At 42.4% G+C, this 18759-nt stretch carries 15 protein-coding genes; 1 reads left to right on the top strand and 14 read right to left on the bottom strand.

Features of this window, described 5'->3' with window-relative positions; all coding sequences use genetic code 11:
- Positions 1–8: 8 nt before the first annotated feature.
- The 6 genes from PG766_RS03680 to PG766_RS03705 all read right to left on the bottom strand — a co-directional run bounded on the left by PG766_RS03680 (position 9) and on the right by PG766_RS03705 (position 5510).
- Entirely contained in the window at positions 9–785 is a 777-nt protein-coding gene (locus PG766_RS03680) for a pseudouridine synthase (RefSeq protein WP_118198510.1), read from the bottom strand.
- Between the two features lie 12 nt (positions 786–797).
- The gene (locus tag PG766_RS03685) at positions 798–1865 is read right to left on the bottom strand and encodes a DHHW family protein (protein ID WP_055249146.1); all 1068 of its coding nucleotides are present in this window, start codon (positions 1863–1865) and stop codon (positions 798–800) included.
- Between the two features lie 141 nt (positions 1866–2006).
- A complete protein-coding gene (locus PG766_RS03690) occupies positions 2007–3404 on the bottom strand; it encodes an MBOAT family O-acyltransferase (RefSeq protein ID WP_118198509.1) in 1398 nt (465 codons plus the stop codon).
- Between the two features lie 21 nt (positions 3405–3425).
- On the bottom strand, positions 3426–3920 hold the full coding sequence (locus tag PG766_RS03695; RefSeq protein ID WP_022220849.1) for a DUF4358 domain-containing protein: 495 nt from the start codon (positions 3918–3920) through the stop codon (positions 3426–3428).
- The gene (locus PG766_RS03700; RefSeq protein ID WP_182438579.1) at positions 3917–4699 is read right to left on the bottom strand and encodes a GDSL-type esterase/lipase family protein; all 783 of its coding nucleotides are present in this window, start codon (positions 4697–4699) and stop codon (positions 3917–3919) included. The genes PG766_RS03695 and PG766_RS03700 overlap by 4 nt, the downstream gene beginning before the upstream one ends.
- Positions 4700–4799: 100 nt before the next feature.
- On the bottom strand, positions 4800–5510 hold the full coding sequence (locus PG766_RS03705; RefSeq protein WP_182438578.1) for a TraX family protein: 711 nt from the start codon (positions 5508–5510) through the stop codon (positions 4800–4802).
- A 104-nt stretch (positions 5511–5614) separates the two neighbouring features.
- Here PG766_RS03705 and PG766_RS03710 point away from each other — a divergent pair, with 104 nt between their 5' ends.
- Positions 5615–6109, top strand: a complete 495-nt coding sequence (locus PG766_RS03710) for a DUF5721 family protein (RefSeq protein ID WP_022220846.1) — start codon at positions 5615–5617, stop codon at positions 6107–6109.
- Positions 6110–6314: 205 nt separating this feature from the next.
- On the opposite strand, the gene PG766_RS03715 is transcribed toward PG766_RS03710, so the two are convergent.
- The 8 genes from PG766_RS03715 to PG766_RS03750 form a co-directional block, all read right to left on the bottom strand.
- Complete coding sequence (locus PG766_RS03715) at positions 6315–7139, bottom strand: purine-nucleoside phosphorylase (RefSeq protein WP_055249118.1); 825 nt, start codon at positions 7137–7139, stop codon at positions 6315–6317.
- 57 nt (positions 7140–7196) lie between these two features.
- A complete protein-coding gene (gene add, locus PG766_RS03720; protein ID WP_118198505.1) occupies positions 7197–8168 on the bottom strand; it encodes an adenosine deaminase in 972 nt (323 codons plus the stop codon).
- A gap of 60 nt (positions 8169–8228) precedes the next feature.
- Positions 8229–8651, bottom strand: a complete 423-nt coding sequence (locus tag PG766_RS03725) for a cytidine deaminase (protein WP_055249114.1) — start codon at positions 8649–8651, stop codon at positions 8229–8231.
- Between the two features lie 24 nt (positions 8652–8675).
- The gene (locus PG766_RS03730; protein WP_118198504.1) at positions 8676–9872 is read right to left on the bottom strand and encodes a phosphopentomutase; all 1197 of its coding nucleotides are present in this window, start codon (positions 9870–9872) and stop codon (positions 8676–8678) included.
- Complete coding sequence (gene udp, locus PG766_RS03735; RefSeq protein ID WP_118198503.1) at positions 9873–10646, bottom strand: uridine phosphorylase; 774 nt, start codon at positions 10644–10646, stop codon at positions 9873–9875. It abuts the gene before it with no gap.
- Between the two features lie 175 nt (positions 10647–10821).
- Positions 10822–12885, bottom strand: a complete 2064-nt coding sequence (htpG, locus tag PG766_RS03740) for a molecular chaperone HtpG (RefSeq protein ID WP_118198502.1) — start codon at positions 12883–12885, stop codon at positions 10822–10824.
- 230 nt (positions 12886–13115) lie between these two features.
- Positions 13116–16763, bottom strand: coding sequence for an FtsX-like permease family protein (locus PG766_RS03745; protein WP_118198501.1), 3648 nt, complete (start codon positions 16761–16763; stop codon positions 13116–13118).
- Positions 16764–16779: 16 nt separating this feature from the next.
- The gene (locus PG766_RS03750; RefSeq protein ID WP_022220838.1) at positions 16780–17484 is read right to left on the bottom strand and encodes an ABC transporter ATP-binding protein; all 705 of its coding nucleotides are present in this window, start codon (positions 17482–17484) and stop codon (positions 16780–16782) included.
- Positions 17485–18759 lie beyond the last annotated feature (1275 nt).

Below are 18759 nucleotides of genomic sequence, written 5' to 3' on the forward strand. Positions count from 1 at the left end.
CCACACTTTTAATTATTGTTCCACGGTGTAGGCTCTGACTTTGAATCCCTGATCAGCTCATAGAGTTCATTCAGTTCCTGATCCGTAACCTTCCGGTATTCTCCCGGCTTTAAATTACCAAGTTCGATATTCATGATCCGCACTCTCCGAAGCTCCTTTACCTCGTAGCCAAGTGCCTCACACATCCGGCGGATCTGCCGGTTGAGTCCCTGTGTCAGAATGATCTTAAATTTATATTTTCCAAGCTTTTCTACCTGGCATGGTCTTGTGACAGTATCCAGGATCGGGACACCGCCTGCCATCTCCTTGAGAAATTTATCTGTCACGGGCTTATCAACTGTAACTTTATATTCTTTTTCATGTTTATTTGCCGCACGCATCATCCGGTTGATAATGTCACCGTTGTTCGTCATCAGAAGCAGTCCTTCCGAATCCTTATCCAGACGTCCTACATAAGTAATCCGTACCGGATAGTTAAGAAATCGTACAATACTGTCTCTCTCCCGTCTTTCCTCAGTACAGACAATTCCACGTGGCTTATTGACCGCAAGCACGATCATCTCTTCCTGTCTGGATACCTGCTTTTTCCCAATCCGGACAACCTGCCACGGCTCTACCTTCATTCCGGTCTCTGCACGCACACCGTCAACCGTCACCTGTCCGGCTGCTATCAGTTTGTCCGCTTCCCTTCTGGAACATACACCAGCTTCACTTAAATATTTGTTCAGCCGGACCGGTCCTTTATTTTCCGTGTCCAGAAACTGCTTTTCTATTTTATTTGCCATGTTTTTCTCCTGTTAATTCTCATCCAGTACCCCCGCCAGCATCCGGTCTTCAAAGAATGTATTGGCATTATACAGGAACAGCACATCATCAAACTGTTTATCTGACATCACAGAACTTAATTTACCGGTATAATAACGAGGGTCGATCACAACGATTTCCCGGTAATACGGAGCCAGAAGCGGAAGAAAACAGTTTGCATATGAATCTTTGAACACCAGAAGTCTGCGTTTTTCTGTCTGTGTTGACTGGATATCGATCATTGCATGATTTCCACCGAAGAATACGGAATATTGATCTCTCTCATCCAGTTTGGATGAATCATACATAGAAGCACTCTTTTTCTGTTCTTCCACATAATTGACTGCAACCTGTGGTGCATCCGCACTCTTTGGCAGATAAATATAGATTGGTTCCTTATAATCTGTCTCATATCCACTCTTTGCGGATAACGTTCCGTTAAAAGAATCCGATACCGCATAGGCTTTCATCTTAATTTCTTCACTCTTATCCAGTCCAAGCTGCGTCTTTGCTCCCTGGAATGCATACCATGCACCAAGAGAAGTCCAGTGATGATCCGTGTGATAATAAATTGCTTCATCCTTGTGAGCATCCAATACTTTTTCTGCATCGATCCAGTCATAAGAATCTCCAAGTTCTGCCTTTACACGGCTGATCTGTCTGCTCTGACTGGCAGTCACCGCAAATGCCGGAAGCTTGTCCTCCATAACATTTGCCGCATTCGGGACCAGCATCATATGCATCTGGATATCCGGATAACGCTCTTTAAAATTCTTCATTGCATCCAGATTCTCTTTCAGATCACTTTCATCTGCCACAGCAACATCTTCCATCAGATAATGATCCTTTCCTTTGAAAACACCACCTTCTTCTGTCCTCCCCGCCACACTGTCCGCAAATGTCTTAATTCTTACCCAGGTATCTCTTCCTGCAAACTGATCCGATACATACTCCTCGTACTGCTCCATAAACCTTCCGGAAGCAATTCCGGAAAGAGAAATTTCCGGTTTCTGCGCCAGCATACGCATTTCTTTTTCTGACATCTGCCTGTCTTTATGCATAAGGTTTACTCCGCAGCTGAGAATAAGGACTCCCAAAAATAAAAACGCACATACTGCCTGGATCTGTTTTTTCCCTCCTGGCAGAAAATACTTTGTTCTGTTTTTTTGTTTATTATTCTTTCTTTCTACCATTGTCTTTCCTTAAAATCTAAAATATAAAAATGGATTGTAACTTTCTGTCACCAGATATGCCACACACAGCACAAACAGTCCTGCCATCAGGCAGCCTGCCAGAACCGTATGCGGTCTTTCTTCATTAAATACCAGCCGCTTTCCGAGCAGATGCATAAACGGTGTACTTCCTATGATCCCTGCCACCCAGAAGAGCCAGTTTCGCATGATCAGGTACAATGCCTGGCTATCCATAAATCCGGTTGCACCCTGTCCGAACATATTGCCGATCCAGGTAAGTGCGCTTCCGAGTGTCGGGCTGAAGAACAGTACCCAGCCGAGCATGACCAGAATCATTGTGTAAAGTGTCTGGACTGCCCCCGGCAGCTTTGCAAGTATTTTTCCTGTAAAATATTTTTCAGTAATGAGGATCACTCCGTAGAAGAGCCCCCATACTACAAAGTTCCAGCTTGCCCCGTGCCAGAGACCGGTCAGGAACCATACAATCAGAAGATTCAGTAAATGCCGCGGAACCGTTACCCTGTTTCCTCCAAGCGGAATATACACATACTCGCGGAACCATGATCCCAGCGAAATATGCCATCTTCTCCAGAACTCGGTAACACTTTTGGAAATATACGGATAATTGAAGTTCTGCATAAACTCAAATCCGAACATCTTTCCAAGGCCGACTGCCATGTCCGAATAACCGCTGAAATCGAAATAAATCTGGAAAGTGTAGGCAAGACATCCAAGCCACGCAGTCACTACTGACATTCCATCCATCACCGCGATATTTTCATAAATCGAACCAATCGTATTCGCCAAAAGCACCTTCTTTGCCAGTCCCATCACAAAGAACCAGGCACCGTATCCAAACTTCGTCAGTGATTCCTTTCTTTCACGCAGTTGTCTCTCCACATCTGCATACTGTACGATCGGACCTGCGATCAGCTGTGGGAACATTGTAACATAGGTTCCGAAATCAATCAGATTTACCTGTACGTCTACATTTCCCCTATATACATCAATGATGTAAGACAATGTCTGGAAAGTATAGAAAGAAATTCCTATTGGGAGTTCCAGTTTTCTATATGGAATATAGAACGGAAGGATCGCATTTAAATTTGTTACGATAAATCCGTAATATTTGAAAAATCCAAGAATAAACAGGTTTACAACGATCGTAAAGATCAGACTGCGCACCTGCGATTTTCTTCCTGCTTTTAATGCAATGTCCATTCCGCAAAAATAATTGAACAGAATGGAAATCAGCATCAGGAAGATATAGACCGGCTCTCCCCACGCATAAAATATGAGGGAAGCGATCAAAAGTACCACATTTTTTACCTTACGCGGTACCAAATAATATACCAACAGTGTAATTGGCAAAAATGTAAACAAAAATACCAGACTACTAAATAACATAACTTTTTCGTTTCCTTTTATCTACTTCAGGCTCTTTGTAAACGCCTTTTCTACAGTTTCAGCTTTTGGTGAAATAACAAAAAGCACGTATGTACCTTTCGTCTTAATGATCGAAGCATCCAGAAGCTTTACCTGCTCGGCCCCATATCCTTCAAAATTATCGAGCTGTGTCTTTTTTCGCTGTTCTGCGGCTTTCTCAACTGCCTCTGCCTCATTCTCGTCCTTTGTTTTCACCAGAAGGAGCTCGTTGACTCCCATTGTTTCATTCGTATAATACAGTGTTATATCTTCATAATCCTTTGGATTGATCCCATAGAATCTCTTGATTTCCTGGGTTCCGGCAAGTGTCATGTTCTTGTCATCTGCCGCATCCACAACCGCTTTCTGTACATCTGCAAACGGTGTATCGCTGTCTCCCTTAGACTGAAAGATCAGACCAATATAGATAAGCAAAATAATTACCATCCCAGCTCTGATATTACGCAGAACTGTAAATTCCCCTTTTTTCTTTGTCATATTCCGGCCACCTCCGCCATATGTTCTGCCCAGATTGGATAATACTCCGCCTTCATATGCTCGCCATCCTGCTCATAATACTCATCTTTTACGATCTCTGTATTATCGATAAATGTAATTCCTTCTTCATCGCACATTGCTTTAAGTGCGGTATTATAATCCGGAATCTTGGCATAAACCGGCTCTTCTTCTTCTTTTTGGGCGGAAACAGGAAGAACACAGTTGATGTAGATCACTGCATCCGGCATCTGCTCACGCACATTTGCAAGTACCGCTTTGTACTTTTCAATAAATGCATCTGTATCTCCATCTGTTCCGGAAATATCATTCAGTCCAAGTGCCAGAAAAAGGACTTCCGGCTTTAATTCTGCTGCTGTCCTGATCAGATCACCGGTCTGATCAAGGTGCATTCCCTTTTCCGCTACAACCTTAGAAGTATCAAGCACATCATATACGGTAAAACCGGTTGTGATCGAATCTCCGAGAATCACCGCATGCGCAAATTTTTCGGACAACGGACGGTTCTGCCAGTCCTCTATCGCCTGTTTTTCTTCTTTTTCAATATTTGAAATTTTGGTCTCCACCTCAGATACATCTGCTTTTTCTAACTTCTTGATTGCTGTTACTCCTGCTGATGTATTCACCTTATCTGTTCCAAGATGCGAAAGACCAATACTTACAATTACAGTCAGTACAACAACCGCTCCTGCAATTTCCATCAGAACTTTTTTTCTTCTTTCTTCTGCCTGATGTTCTTTCTCCATCGTTCTTTTCTTCATGCTATGCATCCTATCTTTTATTAAAATATGAGTTTCATTTTCATTGAATCAAGTGATAAATACTCTAACTTATTCATTTTACTTTCTTCTATTATAAAAGTCAAATCTTTAATAATGCCAAAATCACCAAATGTGCAGGGTAAAACACGTAAAAAAAATACTTTTTCACAAGAAAATGTTTCTGTGATTTTTTTCCGTTATAAAATACCAAAACACAGGCTCCCGCTGCCAGTACTGCGATCATTGCCCCGGCTCCTGATGCCAATCCTGTTGCTCCCGGAAGTTCGGCTGTCACCGTAATCCCCAGAACAAGTGCCGCAATAAAAAATACCTTTTTCCGGCGCTTTGGATCCTCTCCTGCCCGGTAAAACCAAAGCGTATACAAGGGAGCCAGAATTGCCCAGTCACAGATACTGCTTACTGCTATAATTCCCAGCACAACCAGACTTTTCTTGCCCGGATCTAATATTTTTTCCTCTGCAATCAGCAGACACAGACACAGAAAAAGTGTAAACATCATATTTAAGGTATACCACGGTGCCAGATGATTCCGCGCAAATGCCAGATAATACGGAAGCTGTGAAATAACAGCAAAAATCAGCAGTCTTCCGGCATATTTTTTTACTGACCTTGTATAGCGGTATCCCTCAACCAGAAACCAGCACATGACCGGTGCTGTAAAATAACCGATATCCTTTAGCGCTTCGCAGGCAAAGGTTCCTGGTTGCAGAAATATATTTGCAACGTGATTGAGCAGCATAGTAAACACTGCAATGTATTTGATCTGATCCCGGTTTAATTCTATTTTCATCTTGTTATCCATCCTTTTTCTTTCCCGTATTGTATCAAATTCTTATGCATATCTCAAGATTTATGCTATACTGATACTATTACACTGATGACGGGAGGAAGTCTATGCTTATTTTTTCTCTGGATACAAAAAAATGCATGAACGCACTTTTACTGCATCCTGCATTTGATTCCTTTTTATTTATTGAAGGAGATATCACAACTTTTAATACCTTTCAATTCAACGGACGACTGAAAAAAGATTTCTTCAGTGCTGAAGAAAAAGAAGCTCTGGATGACCGGGAATATGCTCTCTGGAAGGAACTTCGCGAGTTTTGTCTTTCTCTGATCAAAGGAAAGCGTACTCCGCTGGGATTTCATTTTGTTCTTTCTATGTCAGCACCGAATATTGCACGGCTTCTCGAACAGGAACATCTTTCATTTGCTCCGGCAGATGTGCAGGGACTGTACCTGAATTTTAAATATGACGGGACAAAACTTAGCTGTACGACAGGAACATCTATGAACCTGTTCACGCTGGACAAATCGCTGGAGCAGGCATGGGACAAGATGGCGCAGCGGATTTTTGCAAAGTACGAGATTCCGTTTGAGGTTGAGTAAAATTTTGAAAATAGTGGTGAGACAAAGAGCATAAAATACTGTATGCGGTATTTTATGCTCTTTGTCTTTCTACTGTTAATGACCTCGTTGGCAAAATTCTTACACAATGCCTCAACTCGGAATTGCAAGAGGACGGTCGGCGGGTTCCGGAAAATCCGGAACCTTGGACCTGGTTCTGGGTAAATTCAGATATATGTTCCGTTTCTTATACGTGGGTAATGATTGCTGTCAGTAATTCCTGGAATTGCTCAGCCACCCGGTCGGCGGTTTGTTGGACTTCCTGGTGGTTCAGATGTTGTGATGTCATGCCGGCGGCGAGGTTGGTGATACAGGAGATGCCACAGACTTCGATTCCCATGTGGCGCGCAGCGATCGTCTCGCAGGCGGTGCTCATGCCTACGGCATCAGCCCCACAGGTGCGGTACATACGGATTTCTGCCGGGGTCTCATAAGATGGACCGGTAAGCTGAAGGTATACACCTTCTTTCAGAGGAATGCCGAGTTTTTGGGCTTCTTTCTTTATGATCTGCTGCATCCGTTCACTATAGGCTTCACTCATATCCGGAAAACGGGTTCCAAGTTCTTCAACATTGGCACCGATCAGTGGATTAGGGATTCCACTCATAATCTGGTCTGTGATGAGCATGAGATCGCCCGGATGGAATCCGGTATTGATTCCGCCTGATGCATTGGTAAGAATCAGCTTCTTTGCGCCTAACATTCCCATCAGCCGCACCGGAAGCACCACATCTGTTACCGGATACCCTTCATAATAATGCACACGTCCCTGCATGATCACAACCGGAACTTCTTTTACATAACCAAATACAAATTGTCCTTTATGTCCCACAACTGTCGACACCGGAAAACCTTCAATTTCTGTATATGGAATGATCTGTTCTATCTTGATTTTTGATGCGTATTCGCCAAGACCGGAGCCAAGAATCACCGCCACTTCCGGTTTAAAATTCGTTTTTTGGAGAATGCTTTTCCGGCATATTTCCAGCTTTTCATAAATTTCATTGCTCATACAGAATTCCTCTTTTCTATTATTCTTCAGAGTCAATCCTCTCTGTTTATAGTTTCTTTATTTCAGCATTTTGCAAATTTTATCTTTTATAGAATCATCGGCAAATGCAGTATCAATTGCATTTTTCATCATCTGAAGGATTTCTTCGTCCCGGATTCCATAATTTTTCTGAATAAATTCCAATTCTTTCGTAAGGCTGGTGTTACTTACCGTTCGGTTATCTGTGTTGACCGATACTTTTAAGCCTGCATCCAGAAATTCCCGCATCGGATATTCCGCCATGCTGTTTACAGATTTGGTCTGTAAATTGCTGATCGGACACATCTCGATACCAATACCTGCTTTTTTGACCATTTTCCGGATCTCCTGGTTGCCACGCATCGCGATCCCATGCCCGATCCTTCCAGCTCCCACGTTTATCGAATCTATGACATTCTGTGGATTTCCACATTCTCCGGCATGGAGTGTAAATGGCATTCCCATCTTCTTTGTCTCTGTAAAAATATCCATAAATTCAGACATCGGATACAATGCTTCTGCTCCTGCAAGATCTGCTGCACAAACTCCGGATCCCAGATATTCTCTTGCCGTCTTGATCATCCGCATATTATCCTCAGCGCTGTGATGCCGCATTGCACAGACGATCACACCATACTCGATTCCAAAATCTTTTTTCCCCTGCTCCATTCCGCTGATTACTGCTTCGATCACCTTCCGGCTGTCCATCTTTTTTGTCTCTGACAGAAGTGGAGCAAAACGGATCTCCGCATAACAGACATTTTCTTCGTTCATCTGGGAGAGCAGATCATACGCAGCTCCGGAAAGTCCCTCTTCATCCATAATGCATCTGCCGGGAAGGTCAAATTTTTCCAGATATTCATTCAGACTTGTACAGTTTTCTGAAACACTGAGTTCTTCAGGTCTTACAGTTCTTCCAAGCCTTTTTTCAATAAATGGTCTGCTAAGAGAACCGTCCAGATGACAGTGAAGCTCAATCTTTGGTAATTCTTTCAAGGTTTCCTGTGTCATTTTTCATTCCTTCTTTTTTCCTTTTCTTCAAAAATCTTCTTTTGGAGTCAGAGTCCTTTCTCATTCTGTAAGATTGGATGGTCCGAAACCTTTTGGCAACATTTCTTTCAAGGTATAGATATCATAATGCTTTGCATCTACTGCAAGAATGATCTGAAATGTCTCCGGATCGCAGAATTCCATCATGACCTGCCTGCATACTCCGCACGGCGGTGCATACTCTGTCACAACACCGCCCTTTCCCCCTACAATACAGATTGCATCAAATTCTTTTACTCCTTCGCTGACTGCCTTGAAAAATGCGGTACGCTCCGCACAGTTTGTCGGTGTATAAGCCGCATTTTCAATATTGCATCCCGTATATATCCGTCCATTCTTTCCAAGCAGCGCAGCTCCCACTTTAAAGTCAGAATAAGGGGTATAAGAATATGCAAGCTGAGAAAGCGCGATTTCTATCATTTTTTTAATTTGTTCTTTTTTCATTCTCTTTTTTCCTGCTTTTTCTTGCTAAATAAGTTCATTCAGAATCGAATGCCCGATCGTTCCTTCCGGCATTTTTACACCAAAATTATCGGTGACCGTTGCCCCGATCACTGCAAAGGTATTTTCCTCCATAATCACGCCACCCTCATCCATCTTTTTGGAATACGCCAAAAACGGTACATATTCCCGTGTATGATCGGTTCCGGTGTAGGTCGGATCGTTTCCATGATCGGCGGTAATAATAAGAAGATCATCCTCCCGCAGATCATCCAGCAAAATTCCAAGATTTTTATCAAATCTCTCAATCTCATGTCCGTAGCCAACCGGATCGCGCCGGTGTCCCCACTGTGCATCAAAATCAACCAGATTTACAAAGCACAGTCCGTCAAAATCTTTTTTGCAAATCTCAATGGTCTGCTCCATTCCATGCACGGAGCTGTTGGAATGATACGATTCTGTGATTCCTTCCCCGCAAAAGATATCATGGATCTTTCCGACTGCGATCACATCCTTTCCCGCATCTTTCAATGCGTCAAGTGCAGTCTTTCCGGTCGGCTCAAGTGCATAATCCCTGCGGTTGCTGGTTCTTTTAAATTCGCCTTTTTTCTTTCCTACATACGGTCTTGCAATGACTCGTCCCACGCGCCATTCATCCTTCATCGTGATCTCTCTTGCGATCTCACAACACCGGTACAGATTTGCCAGATCAAATGTCTCTTCATTTCCACAAATCTGCAATACAGAATCCGCAGAGGTATAGACAATCATTGCACCTGTTTCAATTTCTTCTCCCCCAAGTTCTTCAATGATCTTTGTTCCGCTCTCACTACGGTTTCCAATCACTTTTTTCCCACAACGTTTTTCCAGTTCTGTGATCAGTTCCGGTGGAAATCCATGTTCGGTAAAGGTTTTAAATGGTTTTTCTGTATAAATTCCCATCATTTCCCAGTGTCCGGTCATCGTATCTTTTCCGTTACTCGCCTCTTTCAGTCTGGTAATTTTTCCAACCGGATTCTCGATTCCATACATCTTTCCCCCGGTATGCAGATTCAGCATACCAAGCTTCTGAAGATTTGGAATCTCCAGTGTTCCCATTCTGTCTAAAATATGACCAAATGTATCTACATCCCTGTCACCGAATTTCTCAGAATCAGGCATTGCGCCAATTCCGAGCGAATCCAGAACGATCACAAAGATTCGTTTATATATTGTTTCTTTCATTTACCGATCCTCTTTGATCAACTTTCTGATGGCTTCCACTGCCACCTGTACTGCCATATCTGTATCATGTACTACCGGATTTTCAAGTCCCAGTTTTTCTCTTTCCTGATTTGCCATTACAAGGAAACACGCACCCACGCGTACATGAAGCTTTGCTGCCACAATGTAAAGTGCTGCCGTCTCCATCTCTGATGCCAGACATCCCAGTTTCTTCCAGGCTTCCCATTTATTGATCAGTTCATAACCTGCCGGCATCTTCTCCGGCTCATGCTGTCCGTAAAATGCATCTTTTGACTGTACCACTCCGGTATAAAATTCACAGCCCTTTTCCTTCGCCGCACTGACCAGTGCGTTCATCACCATAAGATCTGCCACCGCCGGATATTCGATCGGCGCATATTCTTTGCTTGTCCCTTCCATTCTGACAGCACCCGTAGCAACTACAATGTCCCCACTTTTTACTTCCGGCTGTATCCCACCGCAGGTTCCGATCCGTACAAATGTATCTGCTCCACATCTGGCTAATTCTTCCATCGCAATTGCTGCTGATGGTCCCCCGATTCCGGTAGATGTAACACTTACCTTTATGCCGTCTAAAGTTCCTGTATAAGTGATAAATTCCCGGTTATCTGCAATCATTACCGGATCTTCAAAATACTGTGCTATTTTTTTGCAGCGCTTTGGATCTCCCGGGAGAATGACATAACGGCCGACTTCCCCGTTGGCCACCTGAATATGATATTGTCTGCTTATATCCTTTGAATAATTCTTCATCGTATCCACCGCCTCTCTTTTGTTATATTATACTATAAAAGACCAGGAAGTTCACCAACACTTTGTGGAAAGTGTTTCCAAATACAGCAAAAAAAGCCTGACCATTCAGACCTTTTCGCATAAGCGAAAACAAGAATCTGAATGGTTCAGGCTTTTCCGGGTATCTACAGCAAAATTACTTTGCCAGTTTCATCATAATTTCATTACTGCGTTTTACAAATTCTGTCATCTCTTCCGGGCTGAGTGGCTTGTGTGCCAACATTGCCAGGTCATATAACTGATGGCAGAACATTTCTGTATTTTCGCCATCTTTATGTGCTACAACATATTCTACCAGCGGATGATTTGCATTCAGGATCAGGGTTGCATTGGTTCCGAACATAGACGGATCCATGCCTGACATTCCATACATCTTCATCATTTCCTGCATACGGCGTGATTCTTCGGAAAGTGTAATCATAGATGCCACATTTTCATCTTTCATCTTTTCCACTTTTACTTCCAGTTTGTCATTGCCAAGTGCTTTGCGGAAGATTTCGACCAGACTGTCAGTTTTTTCTTTGAATGCTTCTTTTTCTTCTTCAGATACATCTTCTTTGAAGTGATCAGTCAGATCTGCATCGATTCTCTGGAACTTGATATGTTCGTTCTTCTGCTCCATCTGAGTAATAAATGGAGAATCAATATTATGTGACAAGATCACTGCATCCAGTCCCTCTTTTTTGAACATATTGATGTACTGGCTCTGCTGCTGTTCATCTGTTACATAGTAGATTGTTGTCTTCTCTGCTTCTTTCTTTTCTGCTGACTGCTCTGCATTTTCCCCTTCGGTCTTTTCCTCCGGCTCTGCTTTTCCGCCATTCTTTTCGATGCATTCTTTGAGTGTCATATACTTGTGATCCAGGTTCTTGAACAGAACATAATCGCTCATCTTCTCGCAGAATTTTTCATCTTTCAGGCAGCCGAATTTGATAAATGGGCTGATGTCATCCCAGTATTTCTCATAGTTTTCTTTATCTGTCTTGCACATTCCTGAAAGCTTGTCAGCAACTTTCTTGGAAATGTATTCGGAGATCTTCTGTACAAATCCATCATTCTGCAGTGCGCTTCGTGATACGTTAAGCGGCAGATCCGGACAATCAATGACTCCTTTTAATACCATCAGGAATTCCGGAATAACTTCTTTGATATTGTCTGCGATAAATACCTGATTGTTGTACAATTTGATGGTTCCTTCAATGGAATCGTATTCGGTATTGATCTTAGGGAAGTATAGGATACCCTTTAAGTTGAATGGATAATCCATGTTCAGATGAATCCAGAACAGAGGTTCTTTGTAATCCATAAATACTTTCCGGTAGAAATCAATATAATCTTCTTTGCTGCATTCGTTTGGATGCTTTGTCCACAGCGGTGCCGGATCACTGATCGATACCGGGCGTTTCACGATCTTTGCTTTGTCGGATGCCGGTGAAACTTCAACCATTTCTTTTTCACCGTTCTCATTTTCTTTTTCTTCCATCTTGGCGTCTTCATGGATATGTTCAACAACCGTATCGGTATCCAGGACTTCATCCTCCGGGATCGTCTCATATTCCGGTTCTGCATTTGCTTTGGATACAAAAATCTCTACCGGCATGAATGAACAGTATTTCTCAAGGACTTCGCGGATTCTGTATTCATTTGAAAATTCTACACAATCTTCGTTCAAGAATAAGGTGATTTCAGAACCAACTTCCTCTTTATCCCCTTCTTCCATCTCATACTCTGTACCGCCTTCACTTACCCAGTGTACCGGTTTTGCACCTTCTTTATAAGAAAGGGTATCAATATGAACTTCATCAGCTACCATGAAGGCAGAGTAGAATCCAAGACCAAAGTGTCCGATCATATCGTCCTCTGTTGTCTTATCTTTGTATTTGTTCAGGAATTCGGTTGCTCCTGAAAATGCGATCTGTGTAATATATTCTTCTACTTCATCAGCAGTCATACCAAGACCATTATCGATGAATTTCAAAGTCTTCTCTTCCGGGTTTACAATAACCTGGATCTTTCCTTTATAATCATCCGGAAGTGTATATTCTCCCATCATGTCCAGCTTCTTTAATTTTGTGATCGCGTCGCATCCATTGGAAACAAGCTCTCTTGCGAAAATATCATGATCAGAATATACCCATTTCTTGATAATCGGGAAAATATTTTCGCTGCTGATTGAAAGACTACCTTTTTTTGTTGCCATTTTTATCACTCCTAAATTTCATATTCTATCTTTTTACGGTTTCAAATACCGTATTTTTCTGTCTATGAAATATCTTAATACCCTGATTTCTAAATGTCAATAGAAAATTAGCACTCTTTTGACGAGAGTGCTAATAATTCTGTGAAGAATATAAACTTTCTGTGAAATATATTTTCCGATTCTTTGTGTACCGTCTATAAGAAATCTTTGACATACACTTGCAAAAGCTTTTACTCCACGCTCTTCAAAGATTCCACCATATCGATCTTCTTCAGCTTGTAGAACATTACCCAGTTTACAAATAAAGAAAATGCTACAGTAAACAAGAAACTGTACAGATAACTCTGCCAGTGTATCTGACGTCCGAACATCGCCTCTTCCACCTCAACCGTCAGGATGATATACCGGTGAAGCAGATTACCAAGCACCATACCCACAACCGATCCAATGATCGTCAGCAGGATATTCTCTCTGTATACATAAGAGGCAACCTCTCCGTCGTAGAATCCCAGAACCTTCAAGGTTGCAAGCTCTCTCTGACGCTCGGTGATGTTGATATTGTTCAGATTGTACAGTACCACAAATGCCAGCATTCCGGCAGATACGATCAGTACCACGATGACCAGATTCAGGCTTCGCAGCATGTCATCCAGCCTTCCTTCAATACTGCTGGTATAACTTACATTCAGTACTCCATCCATCGACAGAAGCTTTGTTCCGATCTTCTCGATCTGATCATCCTTTCCGTCCTTTGCACTGTAGATGATCGTGTTATATTCTGCCGGTACACCATATAATTCCTCGTATTTTTCCGGTGACAGATACAGGTAATGGCTCATATAGTTCTCGCAGATGGCGCCAACCGTCACCGTCTGGTCTCCCCTGTCCTCGTCCTCGATCGTAAGCTCATCTCCCACCTTTACATTCAGAAGGGATGCCATTTTCTCAGTCAGAATCACTTCGTCTTTTTTCAGTGAATAAACCTCGTCCTTATTGGTCCTGCTGTGGAAGCTTAAAAAGTCCTCAATCTTTTCATTATCCGATGGCACCATCAGATAAAGTGTCTTTTTACCGGATGCAGATTTTACATCGGTCTTCTGCATCCGCGCTTCGATCGTCTCTTTTATATCTGCATTCTGATCCAGATAATCATGGAGCTGTTGTCTGTTCTCTTCGGATATGTCGTCACTCATGTAGGTTGCCGCATCATAGAACTGCACCTTCTCATACTGCAGGCTAACGATCTCATAGATACAGTCCTTCAGTCCGAATCCGACTACCATCAGTGCCATACAGCCTCCGATTCCGAAAATGGTCATAAAGAATCGCTTCTTATACCGGATCAGATTCCGCACGGTCGATTTCCATGTAAAATTCAGATGCTTCCAGATAATTCCGATCCGCTCCAGAAGAATCCGCTTCCCCTGCTTCGGTGCTGCCGGACGCATCAGCTCTGCCGGTTCTGCTGCCAGCTCTTTGTAGCAGGATGCGATCGTAGCGATCAGTGTGCAGGCAACTGCGATTCCCGAAGCCTGGAGTGCATAGCTCATATGGTACGGTACCAGGATCGCCGGCAGATGCTTATACAGGATCATATAAGCATAAATAATGATAAACGGCAGGATCTTTTCCCCGGCCAGTACTCCGAAAATACTTCCGCCAAGCGTTGCAATCAGAGCATAACCAATGTATTTCCCTGCAATTGCAGCTTTTCCATAACCGAGAGCCTTCATCGTTCCGATCTGTACACGCTGTTCCTCTACCATTCGTGTCATCGTTGTCAGACTGATCAATGCTGCCACCAAGAAAAAGAGTACCGGGAACACTTTTCCAATAGAACGCATGCGGTCTGCATTATCTCCGTATCCTTGATATTCCGTCAGTGCATCCTCTCTCGTCTGCACATACCACTTCGGATTTTCGATTTTTTTGATCTCAGCCTTTGCGTCTGCGATCTTCTGCCTTGCATCCGTCAGCTGCTTCTCTCCATCTGTAATCTTTGCCTGTCCGTCCGTGATCTGTTCTTCCGCTTCTTTTGCTGCCTGCTCATATTTACTCCGGCCATCCGCAAGCTCCTGTTCACCGGATGCAAGTTGTGCTTTACTTGCATTTAAAGTGTGCTCTTTTTCATTCAGAAGTGCCCATGCAGACAGGATCTGTGCTTTTCCGTCCGTAATCTGAGATTTTGTGCTGTCAAGCTGGGATCTGGCTGCTGCGATCTGACTCTTGCCGTCTGTAATCTGTCTGCCTGCACTTAACAGCTCTTCTTCCTGTGCGGCAAGTGTCTGCTCCTGCTGAAGAAGTGCCGTCTCTTTTGCATCCAGATCTTCTTTTTGCTTAGTCAGGCTAGTAATCTGTGCCTCCAGGTCTGCTTCTGTGGCAAAACCTGCCTTGTTCATCTGCACTAGCAAGCCCTTCTTTTTATCTTCAAGTTGTGCTTTCTGCTCCTGTATACCAGCAAGCTTTGCTTCCAGTCCCTGTCGGACTCCACTCCAGCTTTCCAGATATACTCGCTGCTCTGGCGTTCTATCAGGCTCTGAGATCTTTGTGTATTCCTGATATAATGTATCTCCATCATTTATCTGCTTCTGTAATTCCGAAATTCCAGAATCACACTGACTGATTTCATCTTCAATCCCAGCCAGTCCGTCTTTCAGCTGATTAAGCGGTGCAAGTTCCTCGTCCAACCGTTTCTTCCCATCCGCGATCTGTGACTTTCCTGCTGGAATCTGTTCCTTCCCCGCCGTAATGATCGGCATATATTTCGAGTAATTGCTCAGATAAACCTGTTCCGCATCTGCAAGCTCCTGTTCTTTCTGATCCAGCTGTGCTTTTCCGGATTCATACTGTGCCTCCGCCGAATCAAGCTGTGCCTGCTTATCATTCAGCTGCGCTTTTGCATTGGCAAGCTGTGTCTCGCCATCTGCGATCTGCTGCTTTGCATCCGCAAGCTCTGCTTCTCCATCCGTAAGCTGCTGCTTTGCTTTTTCCAGTTCTTCGGCTGCCTTGCTTTTCCCACTCTCCAGCTCTTTTTTCGCATCCTCCAGTTCCTGCGATTTTTCATTCACTGTCTTCTCTGAATCAGCAAGCTTTTCATTTGCCTCATCTACAATTTCCTGTTTGCGGACTGCACAGCGTTCTTCTTCGATTGCACTCACGGCTTCCTTTGCTGCATCCGACAGATTATTGTATTCATCAGTAAATGCCGTTTTCTCTTCTGCACCGCTCACCTTCACATAAGCTTCCGTATAAACATCCATGTCAAAAGAAGCTTTATCCACTACAACAAATCCACTGATCTCTCCGGTTCCGATCGTACTGCTTCCTCTTCCAAATGAAATATACAGCGGACTGTTCCCGATCCCGACAATCTTATATGTATCTGTAACCAGTGAATCCGTCAACGCCTCTCCATCGCCGGAATGGAAAGTTACCGTGTCGCCAACCTTCAGGTCTGTATAGCTCAGAAAATCTTCATCCACCAGACATTCTCCGGCTTTTTCCGGCAGCCTGCCTTCCACAACCGAAACCTGATTAAAATTCTTCTGCATACTCAGCATATGAACAACCTTTTCATTGTCTCCAACCGGGCAAAGCACGTCTTTGCTGTATCCGCCTTCTACAGCTTCAATTCCTGATACCTTTCCAATTGCTTTGATATCCGCTTTGGTAAGTCCCATGGTTCCCATTACCTTCAGATCCATCAGCTCTGAATCATCGAAATACTGATCTGCAGTGATCCGCATACTTGGCTCTGATGCACGGATTCCCGAATAAAATGCGACACCCAATGCTACGATAAAAAAGATTGATACAAACCGTCCCATCGTCTTTTTTATTTCTATTATAAAATCTTTGCGTAAAATATTTTTCTTCATCGGTCTTTACGTCCACCTACCATTCAATCGTCTCTACCGGAACCGGTCTTTCATTCAGCTTCATGCTTCCGACTTTTCCATTCTTCATTTTAATTACACGATCTGCCATCGGCGTGATCGCTGAATTGTGTGTGATCAGGATCACTGTCATCCCTCGTTCACGGCACATATCCTGTAAAAGCTTTAATATTGCCTTACCGGTATTGTAATCCAGCGCCCCTGTCGGCTCATCACACAAAAGAAGCTTCGGGTTCTTTGCCAGTGCACGCGCAATCGATACCCTCTGCTGCTCCCCACCGGAAAGCTGTGCCGGGAAATTCTTCATACGATCTGCCAGTCCCACTTCCCTAAGAACCATCTCCGCATCCAACGGATCCTTACAGATCTGCAGTGCCAACTCTACATTTTCAAGCGCCGTCAGGTTCGGAATCAAGTTGTAAAACTGGAATACAAATCCAATATCATCCCTTCTATAGGAAGTAAGCTGCCTCGGCGAATACTTTACAATATTCTTTCCATCGATCCAGACCTCTCCACTTGTTGCCGTATCCATTCCCCCCAGAATGTTAAGCACTGTCGTTTTTCCCGCACCACTTGGACCTACCACAACTGCAAATTCACCTTTTTTTATCTGAAAATCAATTCCATCTGCTGCGGCAATCTCAACTTCACCCATACGGTAAATCTTACGAACATCCCGCATTTCAACAAATTCTTTCATCATCTTTCCCCTTATCTGTAAAATTTTCTGCTTTTTTTAATTTTAACATATTGGAAAAGCAAATCAAATATGAAGTCGTAAGATTATAAAACTTTCACATTTTCCATTTTTCGCACCGTTTTTGGCTATATTGCATAATTTCGCAGTATCATTTTTGTAACATTTGTCTTTTCTGCGAATTTACAGAAGAGCATACACATGGTATTATAATATCAAGTTAAGGATAGCACTTAACGAAACCAAATAAGACGTTTTCAGTATTTTGATACTTTTTATTTTCATTTCTCCTTTAATGAAATTACAGAAAAAGAGCTTACGACATTTCCCCCGATCATATGTCGCAAGCTCTTTTTCCATTATCTGAATCTTTCCGGCATTCACAAACAGTATCCTTCTCTGTTTTTCCCACCCTGCTTCCGGAATATACTTTCAAAAATTACAGTTTTCCATGTAACTTTCTGTAACTTCTTGTTAATTATTAGACATTATATATTTTTACCGTTAAAATTTCCTTTTTTTACATTCTTTTGTCAATCTTGTTTTGCACTTCGTTATTTTGCACAATTTTATTTTAACTTTGCAGTTCTTTTAGTTTTTTTTGCGAATATACAAAACTCCCTGCAAATGCTATTATAAAAACAAGTTAAGGATAACACTTAACTGAACAAAATAAGACGTTTTCAGTATTTTGATACTTTTTATTTTCATTTCTCCTTTAATGAAATTATTGGAAAAAGAGTTTACGACATTTCCCCCGATCATATGTCGTAAGCTCTTTTTCTTTTTCAGAATTTACTCATTTTTTTGCATTTATGCAAATTTTATTATCAATTTCCCGATTCCAGATAACCTTTTGTATAAATTGATTTTTCCCCTGTTATTTTGCACAATTTTGTTTTTCAAAGCTTTTTTCTTTTGTTTTTTTTGCGAATATACAAATTCCCAGCCTCTTGGTATTATAATATCAGCTTGAAGATAACAACTAGATAAGAATTCCTCGGTGGGGCGGCATCTTAGTCAGTCACAATTGCCCCACTTGATTAGGAATCAAAACCAAATAAGACGTTTTCAGTATTTTGATACTTTTTATTTTCATTTCTCCTTTAATGAAATTACAGAAAAAAGAGTTTACGACATTTCCCCCGATCATATGTCGTAAGCTCTTTTTTCATTCTATCCAACTCTTTTTCCCATATATATTTTGCAGGATAAAAATCCCACTTTATTCCATCCTCTAACTAAATTCTCCAAATTGTGTTATATGGAAAATTCGCA

Source organism: Coprococcus sp. LG101-27, assembly GCF_027695515.1.
GTDB lineage: Bacteria > Bacillota > Clostridia > Lachnospirales > Lachnospiraceae > Allocoprococcus > Allocoprococcus comes.

Bases quoted from the DNA above. Each gene is read 5' to 3' on its own strand.
- PG766_RS03680 (WP_118198510.1), bottom strand. From the start codon at position 785: ATGGCAAATAAAATAGAAAAGCAGTTTCTGGACACGGAAAATAAAGGA.
- PG766_RS03730 (WP_118198504.1), bottom strand. From the start codon at position 9,872: ATGAAAGAAACAATATATAAACGAATCTTTGTGATCGTTCTGGATTCG.
- PG766_RS03705 (WP_182438578.1), bottom strand. From the start codon at position 5,510: ATGAAAATAGAATTAAACCGGGATCAGATCAAATACATTGCAGTGTTT.
- add (WP_118198505.1), bottom strand. From the start codon at position 8,168: ATGACACAGGAAACCTTGAAAGAATTACCAAAGATTGAGCTTCACTGT.
- udp (WP_118198503.1), bottom strand. From the start codon at position 10,646: ATGAAGAATTATTCAAAGGATATAAGCAGACAATATCATATTCAGGTG.
- PG766_RS03750 (WP_022220838.1), bottom strand. From the start codon at position 17,484: ATGAAAGAATTTGTTGAAATGCGGGATGTTCGTAAGATTTACCGTATG.
- PG766_RS03700 (WP_182438579.1), bottom strand. From the start codon at position 4,699: ATGAAGAAAAGAACGATGGAGAAAGAACATCAGGCAGAAGAAAGAAGA.
- PG766_RS03715 (WP_055249118.1), bottom strand. From the start codon at position 7,139: ATGAGCAATGAAATTTATGAAAAGCTGGAAATATGCCGGAAAAGCATT.
- PG766_RS03690 (WP_118198509.1), bottom strand. From the start codon at position 3,404: ATGTTATTTAGTAGTCTGGTATTTTTGTTTACATTTTTGCCAATTACA.
- htpG (WP_118198502.1), bottom strand. From the start codon at position 12,885: ATGGCAACAAAAAAAGGTAGTCTTTCAATCAGCAGCGAAAATATTTTC.
- PG766_RS03695 (WP_022220849.1), bottom strand. From the start codon at position 3,920: ATGACAAAGAAAAAAGGGGAATTTACAGTTCTGCGTAATATCAGAGCT.
- PG766_RS03725 (WP_055249114.1), bottom strand. From the start codon at position 8,651: ATGAAAAAAGAACAAATTAAAAAAATGATAGAAATCGCGCTTTCTCAG.
- PG766_RS03710 (WP_022220846.1), top strand. From the start codon at position 5,615: ATGCTTATTTTTTCTCTGGATACAAAAAAATGCATGAACGCACTTTTA.
- PG766_RS03745 (WP_118198501.1), bottom strand. From the start codon at position 16,763: ATGAAGAAAAATATTTTACGCAAAGATTTTATAATAGAAATAAAAAAG.
- PG766_RS03685 (WP_055249146.1), bottom strand. From the start codon at position 1,865: ATGCATAAAGACAGGCAGATGTCAGAAAAAGAAATGCGTATGCTGGCG.